This window comes from Lysinibacillus sp. CTST325 (genome assembly GCF_054665055.1).
In genome coordinates, this window is the sequence record NZ_BAAFHO010000001.1 from 689,921 (window position 1) to 705,624 (window position 15,704).

General features: G+C 34.9%; 11 protein-coding genes. 1 reads left to right on the top strand and 10 read right to left on the bottom strand.

The features are described from left to right. Positions 1-26: 26 nt before the first annotated feature. From opp4C to ACYQ73_RS03515, 10 genes are all read right to left on the bottom strand, one after another. On the bottom strand, positions 27-935 hold the full coding sequence (gene opp4C / locus ACYQ73_RS03470; RefSeq protein ID WP_460011155.1) for an oligopeptide ABC transporter permease: 909 nt from the start codon (positions 933-935) through the stop codon (positions 27-29). A 13-nt stretch (positions 936-948) separates the two neighbouring features. Further along, positions 949-1,914 (bottom strand): oligopeptide ABC transporter permease, encoded by a 966-nt coding sequence (gene opp4B, locus ACYQ73_RS03475; RefSeq protein ID WP_460011156.1) that lies wholly within the window; start codon positions 1,912-1,914, stop codon positions 949-951. Between the two features lie 95 nt (positions 1,915-2,009). Then, complete coding sequence (gene opp4A, locus ACYQ73_RS03480; RefSeq protein WP_460011157.1) at positions 2,010-3,734, bottom strand: oligopeptide ABC transporter substrate-binding protein; 1,725 nt, start codon at positions 3,732-3,734, stop codon at positions 2,010-2,012. Positions 3,735-3,795: 61 nt separating this feature from the next. Beyond that, complete coding sequence (locus ACYQ73_RS03485) at positions 3,796-4,779, bottom strand: ABC transporter ATP-binding protein (protein ID WP_460011158.1); 984 nt, start codon at positions 4,777-4,779, stop codon at positions 3,796-3,798. Continuing rightward, positions 4,760-5,779 carry an ABC transporter ATP-binding protein gene (locus ACYQ73_RS03490; protein ID WP_460011159.1) on the bottom strand — a complete coding sequence of 340 codons (1,020 nt, stop codon included), beginning with the start codon at positions 5,777-5,779 and terminating at the stop codon, positions 4,760-4,762. Before ACYQ73_RS03490 ends, ACYQ73_RS03485 begins: the two co-directional genes overlap by 20 nt. Positions 5,780-6,978: 1,199 nt before the next feature. Next, on the bottom strand, positions 6,979-8,763 hold the full coding sequence (locus tag ACYQ73_RS03495; RefSeq protein ID WP_460011160.1) for an oligopeptide ABC transporter substrate-binding protein: 1,785 nt from the start codon (positions 8,761-8,763) through the stop codon (positions 6,979-6,981). Between the two features lie 13 nt (positions 8,764-8,776). Beyond that, positions 8,777-9,679, bottom strand: coding sequence for an ABC transporter permease (locus ACYQ73_RS03500; protein ID WP_460011161.1), 903 nt, complete (start codon positions 9,677-9,679; stop codon positions 8,777-8,779). Between the two features lie 26 nt (positions 9,680-9,705). Next, positions 9,706-10,668: an oligopeptide ABC transporter permease gene (gene opp4B / locus ACYQ73_RS03505; protein WP_460011162.1), complete on the bottom strand. Its 963-nt coding sequence runs from the start codon at positions 10,666-10,668 to the stop codon at positions 9,706-9,708. Between the two features lie 2 nt (positions 10,669-10,670). After that, positions 10,671-11,615, bottom strand: a complete 945-nt coding sequence (locus ACYQ73_RS03510; protein ID WP_460011163.1) for an ATP-binding cassette domain-containing protein — start codon at positions 11,613-11,615, stop codon at positions 10,671-10,673. A 1-nt stretch (position 11,616) separates the two neighbouring features. Beyond that, a complete protein-coding gene (locus ACYQ73_RS03515; RefSeq protein WP_460011513.1) occupies positions 11,617-12,606 on the bottom strand; it encodes an ABC transporter ATP-binding protein in 990 nt (329 codons plus the stop codon). Positions 12,607-13,947: 1,341 nt separating this feature from the next. On the opposite strand from ACYQ73_RS03515, the gene ACYQ73_RS03520 reads away from it, so the two are divergent. Continuing rightward, positions 13,948-15,477 (top strand): cardiolipin synthase, encoded by a 1,530-nt coding sequence (locus tag ACYQ73_RS03520; RefSeq protein WP_460011164.1) that lies wholly within the window; start codon positions 13,948-13,950, stop codon positions 15,475-15,477. Positions 15,478-15,704 lie beyond the last annotated feature (227 nt).

The following is a 15,704-nucleotide window of genomic DNA, read 5'->3' on the forward strand; positions in this document are numbered from 1 at the left end:
TCTCTAACAAATCTTAAGCTTGTCTATTACCTTCTTGATTTTGGATTTAAAGCATCTTTTAATCCTTCTCCAATAAAGTTGATCGACAAAATAACTAGAGTAATGGCTGTTGCAGGTGGTACCCACATCCAAAGCATATTTTTCAGTACCTCTGAGTTTCTAGCCTCAAATAACATATTGCCCCAGCTCGGAGTATCAGCTGGTACACCAAATCCTAAAAAGCTTAAACTGGACTCAGCAACGATTGTTACAGCCATTAATAATGTTGCTTGTACAATAATCGTCGAGGCAACATTTGGTAATAAATGTTTAATAATTATTTTTGAAGGTTTGCAACCAATAGATTGCGCTGCTAATATATACTCATTTTCTTTTTCAGCTAGTACCCTACTACGCACAATCCTTGCAACACTTCCCCAGCCTAAAAGTGAAATGACAATTATTAATGTCCATAAACCAGATACTTTTCCAGTAAGGATAGTATTTAAAACAATGACGAAAACTAAAAATGGAAACATTAATACGAAGTCAGTAAATCGCATTAACATTTGATCTATTTTTCCTCCAAAATACCCTGAAATAGCGCCAACAGCTGTCCCGATCATTACAATAAAAATCATACAGCCTAACCCAACTGTTAAAGATGATCTACCAGCGTAGAGCATTCTAGTAAAAACATCTCGTCCATTCGTATCTGTTCCCAACCAATGCTCACTTGATGGAGGTAGACTAATTTTCATAAAGTCGACACGTACAATGTCTTTTGTTGTAATATAGGGAGCTAAAAAAGATAAAACGATAACTACTAATAAAAAAATTAGACTAATCATAGCTAATTTATTTTTAACAAACTTTCGTCTCGCTATCACCCATGGAGAGGGGCTTTTTTTTGGTGTTTTTGGAGATAAAACTTCTTGATCAGTTACCAATGTCATAATTTTCCCCTCCTTAATCTAGTCTAATACGCGGATCTACTACACCATATAATATATCCGCCACTAAATTTCCAAACAGTGTTAAAAACGAAAGTAACATTGTTATCGACATCATGACCGCATAATCTCTACGTCCAACAGATTCTAAGAAAAGTGCGCCTATCCCCGGATAAGTAAAGATAGTTTCTGTTATTACCGCACCACTAATTAATGTTGCGATATCAAAACCAAGAAACGTAATAATTGGAATAATCGAATTCCGTAAAATATGTTTGTTAAAAATTTTCGACTCTTTTGTTCCCTTTGCTCTCGCTGTTCTTACAAAATCTTTCCTACTATTTTCAATAATGTCATTTCGTAAAAATTGTGTATAGGACGCCGTTCCCATTAACCCTAAAATAAGTGCTGGTAATAAAACATGGTGCACCCTACTCATGTAGTAACCCCATGTTCCCTCCCCTATGCCTACACCTACGGAACCACTAAAAGGAAACCATCCTAGCTTAAAGGAAAAGAAATAAATAGCAACAATCCCTGCAACAAACGACGGAATGGCTAAAGCTAAATAATTATAAGTTGCAATTAAATTATCCCCGAGTGTATAAGGCTTTCTTCCAGCATACATTCCCATAAGAAATGCAAAAATGTACGTAAAAACTAATGATGTTAACGCTAAAAATATTGTATTTGGTATTCGCTGAGCAATAATCTCTGCAGCCGGTTTTTTATAAACAGTAGATTTCCCGAAATCCCCTTGTATAAATTTACCTACCCATCTACCATATTGCACGATAATCGGGTCATTATAGCCTAATTTTTCTCTCATTTCTTCAATGTATTGTGGATTCGTATTAGAAGGATTGATTTCACCAGCAAATGGATCCCCTGGCATCATTTTCGCTAAAAAGAACACCACCACAGAAATAAGGAGTAACAATGGAATCATGCCAAGAAATCTTCGAAGTGTGTATTGAAGCATGTGACGTCTCCTTATCTAGAAATTTACTAACTAGGTCCAATTCATGAAGTGGACCTAGTTAGTAGGATTAAGAACTTTCTTTGTAAGTTTTTTATTTATTCCTTAATGTACCATTTATGAACATCTGTTTGGAAACCAACAGCGTTAATATGAACACCTTGTAGTCGATTATTAATGCCATATAAATCCATGTTTTCCCATAATGGTAGGGCTGGTAATTCTTCATTGAAGTATTTTTGCCATTCCACATAAGTTTTCTTACGTGTATCTTTGTCAAATGCTTCTTCACTTAAGCCTTTATCTAATAATTTTTGGTTCTTTGCATCTACGTAGCGACCGTAGTTCCATTCTGCATCGTTCCCCCATAATCCAGATGGGTCAGGATCTGCACCTGTACTCCAAGAACCGAAGAATGCTTCTAATGCAGCATCATCATTATCTTTCATATCGTTATATAAGTTAAACTCGATTAAAGTACCAGTTGCTTGTTCTGTTTTCACTCCGATATCATTCCAAGCTTGAATGATTGCTTGAGAGCGTCCCTCAAAAGCAGCAGGACCAGCATAGTGACCAAATGAAATTTTAAACGGTTTACCTTTAGGATCTTCTACAAAACCATCACCATTAATATCTACATAACCTGCAGACTTAAGAAGCTCTTTAGCCTTTTCTGGATTGTGTCCATATTGATTTAAGTCAGATTCCTCTGCAGCAGTCCAGAAGGCGCGTGGAACTACAGTATTCGCAACATTAGCTTTTCCTTCTAAGAAAGCATCGATCATTGCTGGACGGTTAATTGCGTATAACAGTGCTTGACGCAATTCTTTTGATTTAAACTTATCAAAATCTGCTACATTTTTAAGAGTAGCTTTATCACGATGACCAAAACGAAGACCGATATACGAGTAACTTACACCATTAGTTTCTTCAATACGTACATTTTTCAATGCTGACAATTCTTTCACAGCTTGTGGTCTAATATCCATGATGTCAATTTCTCCGTTTTGGAACGCACCGGCTGCCAATGATGGGTCAATTACTTTTACAATCACCCCATCAAGCTGCGGCTTGCCCTTCCAGTAATCATCAAAACGCTCTAATTCAGAATATTCACCGTCTACAACCTTTTTCACTTTAAACGGCCCTAAGCCAACAGGATTTTCACGAACTTGTTTCGACTCGCTTAAATCTTTAACAGCAATACCTTCATAATGTTTCTTTGGCATTGGATTAGACCAAAGATTTTCCAAATTATTAATTTTCACTTTTTCAAAAGTAATTTTCACAGTATATGGATCAACGACTTCGATCCCTGCGATTTTGTCAGCTTTCCCTTCTTTTTTTGCTTTTGCGCCTTTAATATTTTCAACATAATTGAATCGTGGACCATCGTACTCCTTATCAGCTAGTGTCTCTAATGCAAATACCCAGTCATCAACTGTTAACTCCTCGCCATTATGCCATTTTACACCTTTCTTAAATTTAAACGTATAAGTTAATTTATCCTCACTAATTTCCCAAGTTGCTAAATTTGGAACATACTCTAAGTCATCATTTACAGAGTAGATACCTTCCGTTGTAAAACCTTGGATATAGCTATCTACAATACTTCCATTAAAGGCTGGGTCAAATACACCTTCAGGCGCTTGGTCAGTACCGAATGTTACAACCTTATTTTCTGCTGTTTCACTAGTCTTTGTGGAATCACCTTTATCTTTTTCCTTATCCTTGTCAGTTGTCGAGTTGTCGCTATTACACGCTGCTAAAAATAAAGCTGTTACTAGCATTAGCATGAAAGCCCATAATGCTGATTTTTTCATTGTTTATCCCCCCGTGAATTTTATTTTGAAAATAATTAACACACTATTTTCTTATTATTTTTCAATATAAATGGCATGCAACTCTATGCCCCCGCTTCACCTCCTTTAAGGTTGGTTTAGATAATGAACACTCTGCCATCGCCTTCGGACAACGTGGATGGAAAGGACACCCCTTAGGAGGATTAGCCGGACTAGGGATATCACCCTCTAATACGATACGGCTACTCTTTTTCCTTGGATCAGGTACCGGGATTGCAGAGATTAACGCTTGTGTATAAGGATGAAGTGGTTCATCATAAATATGTTCTTTATCTGCAATTTCCACAATGTTCCCTAAATACATAACACCGATTCGATCACTCATATGTTTTACAACACTTAAATCATGAGCAATAAATAAAAATGTTAAGTCAAACTCATCCTGTAACTCTTTTAGCAGATTAAGAACCTGAGATTGCACAGAGACATCTAATGCTGAAACTGGTTCATCCGCTATAATTAGTTTTGGTTTAAGTGCAAGTGCTCTAGCAATACCAATACGCTGACGCTGTCCACCTGAAAATTCATGCGCATATTTGTAATATGCATCTTCGGGTAAGCCAACTTTTTGTAAAAGCTCTAAAACTTCATTTTTTAAGGATTTAAGTGATTTTTTATGGTAATTCATGATTGGTTCAGCTATGATACTACCTACCATTTGCATAGGATTTAATGATGCATAAGGATCTTGAAACACCATTTGGATATCTTTCCTTATTTCTCTTAATGATTTTCCTTGCAATTTTGTAATATCATGACCATTAAAAATAATTTTTCCTTCTGTTGACTCTAACAATCTTAAAATCGTACGACCTGTTGTTGACTTTCCACAGCCAGATTCGCCTACTAACCCTAATGTTTCACCATTTTTTATGGAAAAAGAAATATTATCAACTGCTTTAACATGCCCAATCGTATGTTTGAATAATCCACCTTTAATCGGGTAATAGGTTTTTAAATTAATTAGCTCCAATAAATTTTCTTTATTATTTGTAGTTTGATTCATATTGTCTACTCACACCCTTTCTAGAATTACTGCCTTCATAAAGTAAACAAGAGACTTCATGATTGATATCTACGAAGGTAAGTTGCGGCATAACACTGCTACATTCAGGCATCGCCGATGGACATCTATCAACAAAACGGCAGCCTACTTGAGGCATATTTTTTAAAGAAGGTACAATGCCTTTAATAGTAGCTAACTCATTTACTTCTGTATCTATTCTCGGAATCGATGCCATTAAGAGCTTCGTATATGGGTGTTTGGGATTGTAAAACAAGTTATCAACAGTTGTCCGTTCTACAATCTTTCCAGCATACATAATAATTACTTCATCACATATTTCCGCAACTACACCTAAATCGTGGGTGATCAGGACAATAGACATGCTATTTTCCCCCTGAATACTTTTCAATAATTCTAGTATTTGGGCTTGCACTGTTACATCAAGTGCAGTAGTTGGTTCATCCGCTATTAAAAGTCTAGGCTGACAAGCAATAGCGATAGCGATCATTACTCTTTGTCTCATACCACCTGACAATTGATGAGGGTATTCATTTACAATTTTTTCAGCTCTTGGGATGCCAACCTGTTTTAATAAATCAATTGCCTTACTTCTAGCCTCAACTTTAGACATTTTACTATGATTAAGCATAATTTCTTCAATTTGTGAGCCTATAGTAAAAACAGGATTTAAGGATGTCATAGGCTCCTGGAAAATCATACTAATATCATTTCCTCTAATTTTATTCATCTCATCGTTCGAATAATTCTCTATGTTTTTCCCGTGGAATCTTATTTCTCCTCCGGTGATTTTACCAACTCCTTTGGGAAGTAATTGCATAATAGAAAGAGACATTACACTTTTTCCACAGCCTGATTCACCAACTACTCCAACGATCTGACCAGATTTAACTGAAAATGATACATCATCAACTGCATGATATAGATCCCCGTCTATATCAAAACCAGCTTTAAGGTTTTTCACTTCTAACATTAAGCTCATTTTATATCACACCTTTTAAGAGTTTTTACTTACCTACTGTTACCAATGTAGTGAGTGTTTGATGCTGCGTGTTAAGCAATATCTTTTTTACATAAAAATTACATTTAAATATTAAGTTCATCAAAAATAATTTATTTTAAAATCATATCAAAGTATAAAATCATCAATTTAAAACAATATCAATCTCAATTTTCGCGCAAATCTCAAATAAAATAATATTCTGATAATTAAGTGTAATATCATTTTAGCTAGAAATAATGCATTTAAGCAAGTGAATTTTTACATTTCTTATATTCTTATATACAAATTAATCCATACAACTATTCCAATTCCACTCAATAAATTTGTATTTTTCTTCAATGAATATTTTGTTGACTTCCCACTTTATCGGTTTAAAGCGTTACTTTTTTATTATTACAATATAACAAATATTCATTTATTCCTTATACTTTCCCTCATAAATTCTACATTTATTCGGATTAGGTTTTTAAATAAATTTTGGCTGAACACCGTAACGTGTGATTGATTTCCATTCCGACCGGGCGCTTTCTGGAGGATGGCCGATTGCGTTACAGGGTCTCACCTATGACGCTGATCTCTGTTTATATATTTTACCATTTTTACATATTTTCCTAATAACTATTAATAAATAATTTTTTCTATTAACACATCAACGCCTTAAAGTTAGAATTATTACAGAAAACAAATAATTTAATTCAACTATTTGTTACGGACTTCTCCTTTATTTTTTTGTAAAAAATAAATTAATTTCTCGACATAAATTAGATAACTATTCTGGATTCAGTATGAATTTAATGAATGAAAAGCTGTAAGGGGACTTTGATTTGACAAAATAGCTCCTTATTGTCGCATTATGTAATTGACCAAAGCATTTATGTGATATCGCAACGAATGCTTTTTCTTGCCCCTATTAGTTAATGTACGGTCCTACACTTTGAAACAGACCTACATACAATATTTAGGTTTCCTTTGATCATGCGGACACACGTTGAAAAGTAACTTAAATCCGCATTCATCTCACCACCTATAGAGGCGAGAGACTTCTGTTGCTGACGCTTTGCTTTCGCTACAGAAAACATTTGCTGAAAGAAGTTAAAACACACGTAAAAAAACTGTAGGAAATTCTTGTTAAAGAATTTACCTACAGTTTTACACTCTCACACTTAACTATGTGCTATTTAGTTTTTTAATGGAGCATCAGCAGTTAACTCGATTTCATGGTATTGAGTTTCATTTGCATAGTCAAAATTATAGTTTTTAACACGTTTATTAACTGGAATTAGATCAGTAACTGCCACAGTTGGAATTGTTGTAGCCTGTTCAAACATATACTCTTCAAACTTTCGGAATGCTTCTTTGCGATGATTTATATCTAAAGATTCTTTAGAATCGATATCATCTAAAATTGCAGTTAATTCAGGTGATACAAAACGTGACAAGTTGAATAATGCACCCTCACCATATAATCCTTTTGGAGATGGATTTGTTCCTGTACTCCAAGCACCAAAGAACATTTCAATCTCTGGATCATCTTTTTTAAGCTTATCACTAAATGAGTTAAATTCCATTAGACGTCCAGTGGCCAATTCAACATTGATACCTACCTCTTTCCAGTTTTGACGGTAGTATTCAATTGTAGATTCTAGAACATCCGTACCACCTTGTGCCCCTAATTTGATTGTAAATGGTTTACCATCTTTATCTTCACGAATGCCATCGCCATCCACATCTTTATAGCCTGCTTCATCTAATAATTGTTGCGCCTTTTTCTTATCATACGTGAAGCCTGGCATATCCTTTGTATGGAATGATGCAAATGCTGGAGGAATTAACGTTGTGGCACGTGTATTAATACCATTGCCTAATTTTTCGTTTACCTCTTCTACATCGATTGCATAAGCTAATGCTTGACGTAATTTTGGGTCACCTAATTTTGCATTTTTATCTGTTACGTTAATTCCTTTTGCATTATCGAATTTACCTAGTTTGAAGCTCAAATAGCTATAAGATAATCGTGGACGCGATAAAATCGCTAAGTTTTTAGAATTTTCAATTTGTGTAATCTTTGAACCTGGGAAACCATTTACCGCTATGTCATAAGTTCCTGAATTTAATGCCTTCGGTAATGTTTCTGGTGAAACTACTTTTACTACTACACCGTCGAGTTTAGGTTCACCTTTCCAGTAATTTTCATTTTTAACAAATTTCACAGACTCACCATTAACAATTTTATCGAATTTGAAAGGCCCTAAAGTTACTGGATCTACACGCACTGCATCAGAGCTTATCATATCTTTTACCGGAATATCTTTTAATTGATGTTTTGGTACAGCTGAACTCCACAATCCATCACCACCGCTGTAAATTGCTGGTGAAATTGATTTAAATGAAATTTCTAATGTATGATCATCTACTCGTTTTAAACCTGAAATTGTATCTGCTTTCTTATCATGGTACTCTTCAGCGCCAATAATATTTTGGAAATCATCGTCATAACGAACGCCTTCATAATCAGGGTGACCGATAATTTCATAAGGGAAGATAACATCGTCGATTGTAAATGGCTCTCCATCAGACCATTTTACATTTTCACGTATTTTTACAGTTGCTTTATTTGCATCTGCGTCAACCTTTAGACTTGCAAGACCTGTATCTGTTAGTAAAAAGTCACCGTCATTATCAAAAAGAATGTTACTTGCAAATTTCATAATCGCTGAGTCATTGGTATCTGAGGAGAATTCTTGTAAAAAGATACCTTTGAACGGTGATGAAGATGGTAAAGCTACTTGTAAAACACCACCTTTAATTGGTTCTCCTTCATTCTTTACTTCCATTGGGAAACTACGAGTTGCTGTTTTCTTCTTGTCATCTTTTGAAGATTCTTTGCCCCCTCCACTACATGCCGCTAGTGCTAAAACTAGTGTCAATAGTAAAGTTAAAAGAACATAACTTTTTTTCTTCATTTACCTTTCCTCCTTAACCTAATCGTTGTCTTGAGTCAGCCGCACGTCGTAACGCTTGACCAACATAATTTATACCAAGCATCATTAATAAAATAAATAATGCTGCGGGTAACCAAATCCACCATTTATCCACTAAAATCTCAGGATCTCTTGCATAGCTTACTAGAGTACCTAAACTCGGTGTTGAAGGTGGTAAGCCATACCCTAAAAATGAAAGCCCTGTTTCAGCACCCATATTACCCGCTAGACTTAATGTTAAGTTAACGATAATAATGGAGCTTAAGTTTGGTAGAACTTCTCTAAACATAATTTTGAAGTCACTTGTGCCCATTGTTTTTGAAGCACTTACATAATCTCGACGAGCTTCAGTTAATGTTTTACTACGTATTAACCTTGCCTTCCCAATCCAAGCAAACATACTTAATAATATGACGATGTGGATCGGTGAATATTTCTCTAGTGTTGAAACAATGGCAATCGTAATCATAAAACTAGGTAAAATCATAATGAAATCCATAATTCGCATAATAGCAAGGTCAACTTTACCTGCGTAATAGCCAGTAATTAAACCGATAACAATACCGATAACTGCTGCAATAAGCGTAATACATATAGCAATAATTAAAGAGTTTTTCGCTCCGATAATTAATTGTCCAAAAATATCACGCCCTGCGTCATCTGCACCTAAAATATATCCATCTACACCCGGCTCCGCAAAGCGACCTAGTAATTTAACTTTCATTATTTCGTCTACATCAATAATAAAACTAGCAATAAACACTGCTGCTATTAATAATGTTAATAATATTAATGAAAACATCGCTAATTTATCTTTTTTAAACTCGCGCCAAACAACTTGGAAACCTACAGCTGGGCGATGTTGTTCTTCTAATTTTTTCTCTTCTGTTTTATCCATGTAAAGTCACCTCTATTCTTTGCAAGTTAGTCGATACGAATTCGTGGGTCTACAATGCTTAAAATAATGTCTGATAACATACTTCCAAGTAACCCCAAGAAACCATACAACACGATAAGTGCCGTAATTACACTATAGTCACGACTCGCAATTGAAGACATGAATAGTTCTCCCATACCTGGATAACTAAAGATTGTTTCAATAAAGATTGTTCCGCCTAGTAAACCTGTAATAGTGAAACCAAGACCCGCCGCAATCGGAATTAATGAATTACGGAAAATGTGTCGTGTATATACTTTATTCATTGGTAAACCTTTACTACGTGCTGTTTTAACATAGTCTTGGTTTTTAGAATCAATAATTTCTGAACGTAAATATTGAATGATTGTATACGTTCCCAAAACTGCCATTGTAATAGCCGGTGTAATAATATGATACATTTTATTCCAATAATAACCAAAAGTACCTTTTTCAACTAATACATCCACCGAACCCGATGTTGGAACCCAGCCTAATATATAGCCGAATACATAAATTAAAATTAAACCAAACACGAACGGAGGTATTGCCATACTTAAAAAGTTATAAAACACGATTCCACGGTCTAATCGAGAATCTTGATAACGCCCCGCTAGAAGCCCTAATGGAATAGCAATTAAATAAGTTAGGATCATTGCAACTAATGATAAGTAGAAAGTATTGAGCGCTCGTTCACCAATAAGTGATGTTACACTGCGTTGATATGTGTAGCTTTTGCCTAAGTCGCCATGTACTGCATTTGACACCCATCTCGCATATTGTTGATACCATGGGTCGTTTAAGCCTGCTGCTTCGCGTAACTCTTCAATACGGTTAGGATCTGTCTCTGGTCCCATTAAACCTGTAAATGGATCGCCTGGCATTAGCTTAGCAATGATAAACACTAACATACTTAAAATAATAATTTGTGGAACCATGATGATGACTCTTCGAAGAACCGTTTTCCACATAATCACATTCCTCCTTCAATCGACGCCAACGCTACAGCATGTGTATCTGAAATTGATTGTAAAGGATAAACTTTTCCATCTTTATCAAAAAATTTATGCTGATTTTCTTTATAATACTGACTTACTTTTAAACGCTCTTGCTTACGTTCTACACGTGTTTCAGGCTCAATATCTGGAATTGCAGATAGTAAACGGTGTGTATAAATATGACGTGGATCATTATAAATATCTTCTCTTTGTCCTTTTTCTACGAAGCGTCCTCGGTACATAATATTGATTTCATCACACATATGCTTTACAACACCTAAATCATGTGAAATGAATAAGTACGTTACGCCAAATTCCTCTTGTATATCTTGCATAAAGTTTAAAACCTGTGCTTGTACAGATAAATCAAGAGCAGAAACAGGTTCATCTGCAATAATTAATTTGGGGCGACATGCCATAGCACGTGCAATACCCAATCGTTGCTTTTGACCACCAGAAAATTCATGAGGATATTTATATTGGGCATCCTCTTGCATTCCAACAATCGCTAAAAGCTCGTTAACTCGTTTTCGTTCTTCCTCTTCACTTAGACGCAGGAAATTTCGAATAGGCTCTGCAATAACATCACGTATACGTTTTCTTGGATTCATACTTGAATGAGAATCTTGGAAAATCATTTGTACGTCTCGATTAAATCCTGAATTACCACTACGACGCATTTTCGTTACATCTTGTCCTTCATAGATTATTTGACCCGATGTTACTTGCTCTAAACCAATAATTGCCTTACCTGTTGTCGATTTGCCACATCCTGATTCTCCAACAAGACCATACGTTTTACCTCTTTCAAACTCCATACTAATGCCATCTACCGCATAAACATGATCTACAATTGTATTGAAGAAACCACCACGGATAGGATAATGCACGCATAAATCTTTAATTTGCATAAAGCTCATATTATTTTCCCTCATCCTTCTTAAAGTGAAAATCTTTCCAACACGTACAACGAACAAAATGTTCTGGTCCAACCTCATGTAATGTTGGATTTTCCTCATGGGCGCTTTCGTCAATCCATGGAATACGTGGTGCAAATCGGCAACCTCCACGCGGCAAATTAAATAATGAAGGAACCATACCATGAATAACCTCTAACTTTTCATTTACCTTATGGGATTGAGGAATAGAGTTAAGTAACGAACGTGTATATGGATGTTTAGGATTTCTAAATAATTCAATAACTGGTGCTTCTTCGACAATTTGTCCAGCATACATTACTGCAACTCGATCTGCTACTTCAGCTACTACACCTAAGTCATGGGTAATTAACAAAATGCCTGACTCAGTTTCTATTTGTAATTCTTTTAATAAATCTAGTATTTGCGCTTGAATCGTTACATCTAATGCCGTTGTTGGTTCATCTGCAATAATAAGAGGTGGCTTGCATGCAATCGCTGTCGCTATCATTACGCGTTGTCGCATACCACCTGATAATTCATGCGGATATTGCTTATAAATACGTTCCGGGTTATGTATACCTACTTGCTGTAATAACTCCATTGCACGCTCACGGCGTTGTGCTTCATTTAAATCCGTATGGTATATAAGTGGTTCTTCAATTTGGAAACCGATTCGCTTTAACGGATTCAGTGCTGCCAGTGGATCTTGGAAAATAAAACCGAAATCGCTTCCCCGTAACTGGGTATATTGCTGCTCCGTTATATCTACTAAATTTTTTCCTTTATATAATATTTCACCTTCAATTTTTGTGTTGATAGGATTATGTAATCCAACAATTGATGTAGCTAAAGTACTTTTACCACAACCTGACTCACCTACAATTGCAAGCACCTCATTTTTTCGAATGCGCAAATCAACACCATCTACTGCAGCGAAATATTCATCTGCTCGCCGAAAGCTTGTACGTAAATTATTAATCTCAATAATCATTTCATGATTATTTGTCACACGATTACCTCCCTATCAAATCAAAAAAACAACTTTTTAAGAACCACATTCAATTTAAATGAATTTGCTTTTGTTTACTTAATGTTTTCTTCACCGCGTATTTCAATTTTCAGAAAAATCAAAACAGCTTTATCCTTAAATATAATTAGCATCTTACTTTCATATAAATTGTTGTCATTAATAATCACTCTCATTCGCAAACTATTATTCCAACAAAAGAATTATCTGACAATTAATTGTATCATCATTTTATCTAGAAATAATATATTAAATCAAGTACATTTTTAAATTATTGTAAAAATAAATACAATTTCGACTTTACATCATCATCAAAATCATGAGAAATCGAGTTCATAATTTTTCATTATTTATTATTTCATTTCTAAACACTCTATTATTTTTAAAAAACAATTAATGTCAAATGATAGTTAATTATTCATAAAAAACTATTTTCATTCCCTGAAAAATAGCATAATAACATTAATAATGAATATTAATTACTTTTTAAAAATAATTAATATCATAAAATACACACATTTCATTATATTTAAATAATATTAAATCTCTATTTTTCTTCAAGGAAAATATACATACCTCTTACAATTCAATTATAAATTTTTTGTTAATAATTTCTTCGTTAAATTATTTTAATGTTATGAATATTCCAAATATTGTATTCCTTAAAATGGAAAATATTACGCATAATGAATTGTTAATTATTATTTTCCGTTAAGTTGATTTATCATTTAGGAGAAGTATTATTGAGAAAATTTAACCTCTTTCATCAATTATTTTTGGTAACTCAGGTACAGATGTATCCCACCTCTTTAGGTGGTCTAATAATGCAGGCTAAGTTTCTTTTCAGCGAGTTTACACATATCCGCTAAAATAGAAGAACTCAGTCTAAAAAAACGTCCTGTGACATTACCGAAATGACCGACATCACGTCGGCCCACATGCAGGCCTAAGCACAAGGATGCATTGTTTATGTGCGCGAAAGCGAAGCGGTAACTACAAATGTTTTCTGTAGTGATAGCGAAGCGGTACCTACAAATGTTTTCTGTAGGGAAAACGAAGTGGCAGCAATAATTACACCGAGGTATAATTGTTCTAAATGTTTTAATTGATCAATGGTAAAGATTTTTGATTCACAGTAGAGGAATCATTTGCAATTAGCTATATAAATTTGCTCATTACTAACAATATCCGTTAGCGCGGAAGTGTCTATATTGTAAATAAATAGGAAACAATTTATCATAAAACTATTAAAGTACTACTTCCTCTTATAAAAATATAAAAAAGAATAGGTGAAAATGTATACATATGAAGAATCGCGTAGTCCAATTACTATTTGTATTTGCAATTGCGGCAATTATGCTCATCGTCTTAAATAAGTCCGTCATTTCCTTATATACCTTAATCGGCATACTATTGCCTATCACAATTATAGGGATTTCCTTTGTTATTTTTATTGAAAACCGTTCCCCGCAAAGTACATTAGCTTGGTTTTTAGTATTAGCCATTCTCCCTGTTATCGGTTTACTTCTGTACTTACTGTTTGGAAGAAGTCGCTGGAGAAGAAAGAAACATTTACAACGTTCAGAAGAAAAAAGGAAATTATTCCGTGGAATTTTAGAAGGAAGAAGTTTTAATTTAGAATCCTCTTCCCCTTTAAATGAACGATCCACTTATTTGATACAAGTTATACAAAAATTTGGCGGTGGTCCTGTTGCTCATGAAACAGCAACAAAACTCTTAACAAATGGTGATGAAACATTTACTGAGATTCTACAAGCGATTGAAAAAGCTACACATCATATTCATATTCAATACTATATTTATCGATCAGATGATATCGGTACAACAATTCGAGATGCCTTAATAAAAAAAGCTAAATCTGGCGTGATCGTACGATTTCTTTACGATGGACTTGGTAGTAGTAAATTACGCAGTAGTTTCTTACAACCAATGAAAGAGGCAGGGATTGAAGTAGTCGAATTTGATTCTATTCTTTCACCTTGGCTATTAGAAACCGTCAATTATCGTAACCATCGTAAAATTGTTATTGTAGATGGGACAATTGGGTTTACAGGTGGACTCAATGTCGGGGATGAATATCTTGGTCGTTCGAAGAAGTTTCCTATTTGGCGTGATAGTCATTTAAAAATTGAAGGAAAAGCACTATATAAACTGCAGGCCATTTTCCTAGAAGATTTTCTCTATGCCACTAGTAGCTTAAATACTGAGTCTTGGAATCAATTTATGGATAGCACATACTTTCCAAGTCAAGGAACTCATCAGGCAGAAGGTGCCGTACAAATCGTTGCAAGTGGACCTAGCTCAGATGATACAAATATTCGAAATGCTTTATTGAAAATTATGGGCTCTGCCAAAAAGTCAATTTGGATTGCCACTCCATATTTCATTCCTGATCAGGAAACATTAACATTATTACGTTTGAGTGCACTTTCTGGAGTAGATGTCCGCATTTTATATCCAGGAAAAGGCGATAGTATCATTAGTGATCAAGCATCCCAATCATACTTTACACCGCTTCTAAAAGCGGGTGTCTCCATTTACCGCGTTAAAGATGCTTTTATGCACGCTAAGATTGTACTTGTTGATGATGAAGTTGCATCAATTGGTACAGCAAATATGGATATTCGTAGTTTTGAGCTTAATTATGAAATCATTGCGGTCCTATATGAATCTAAAACAGTTCTAGATATAAAAGATGATTTTGAACATGATTTTAAAGAATCTATAGAAATTACATGGGCGTCATTTCAAAAGCGAAGTATTCAAAAACGCATGCTTGAATCACTTATGCGACTCATTTCTCCGCTACTGTAAATGATTAAATAATGTGTAGTTCTTGGTCAAAGCGAGGGGGTGATTTCCGTTCCGGCTGGGCGCTTTCCTGGGGGCGTCCGATGAGCCGCTTCACTCGCTTTGCTCGCTCCAGGGTCTCATCTGTGACGCTAATCCCCAAGGAGTCGCCCAGCCTCCACCCCAATCAACCACTTCATATATCGTGTATCTTATTGCGTGTCATTCTACTTTATTTTAAGAAATCACCC

Coding starts and splice junctions, on each gene's coding strand:
- ACYQ73_RS03510 (WP_460011163.1), bottom strand. CDS start 11,615: ATGAGCTTTATGCAAATTAAAGATTTATGCGTGCATTATCCTATCCGT.
- opp4B (WP_460011162.1), bottom strand. CDS start 10,668: ATGTGGAAAACGGTTCTTCGAAGAGTCATCATCATGGTTCCACAAATT.
- opp4A (WP_460011157.1), bottom strand. CDS start 3,734: ATGAAAAAATCAGCATTATGGGCTTTCATGCTAATGCTAGTAACAGCT.
- opp4C (WP_460011155.1), bottom strand. CDS start 935: ATGACATTGGTAACTGATCAAGAAGTTTTATCTCCAAAAACACCAAAA.
- ACYQ73_RS03500 (WP_460011161.1), bottom strand. CDS start 9,679: ATGGATAAAACAGAAGAGAAAAAATTAGAAGAACAACATCGCCCAGCT.
- ACYQ73_RS03490 (WP_460011159.1), bottom strand. CDS start 5,779: ATGAGCTTAATGTTAGAAGTGAAAAACCTTAAAGCTGGTTTTGATATA.
- ACYQ73_RS03515 (WP_460011513.1), bottom strand. CDS start 12,606: ATGATTATTGAGATTAATAATTTACGTACAAGCTTTCGGCGAGCAGAT.
- ACYQ73_RS03485 (WP_460011158.1), bottom strand. CDS start 4,779: ATGAATCAAACTACAAATAATAAAGAAAATTTATTGGAGCTAATTAAT.
- opp4B (WP_460011156.1), bottom strand. CDS start 1,914: ATGCTTCAATACACACTTCGAAGATTTCTTGGCATGATTCCATTGTTA.
- ACYQ73_RS03495 (WP_460011160.1), bottom strand. CDS start 8,763: ATGAAGAAAAAAAGTTATGTTCTTTTAACTTTACTATTGACACTAGTT.
- ACYQ73_RS03520 (WP_460011164.1), top strand. CDS start 13,948: ATGAAGAATCGCGTAGTCCAATTACTATTTGTATTTGCAATTGCGGCA.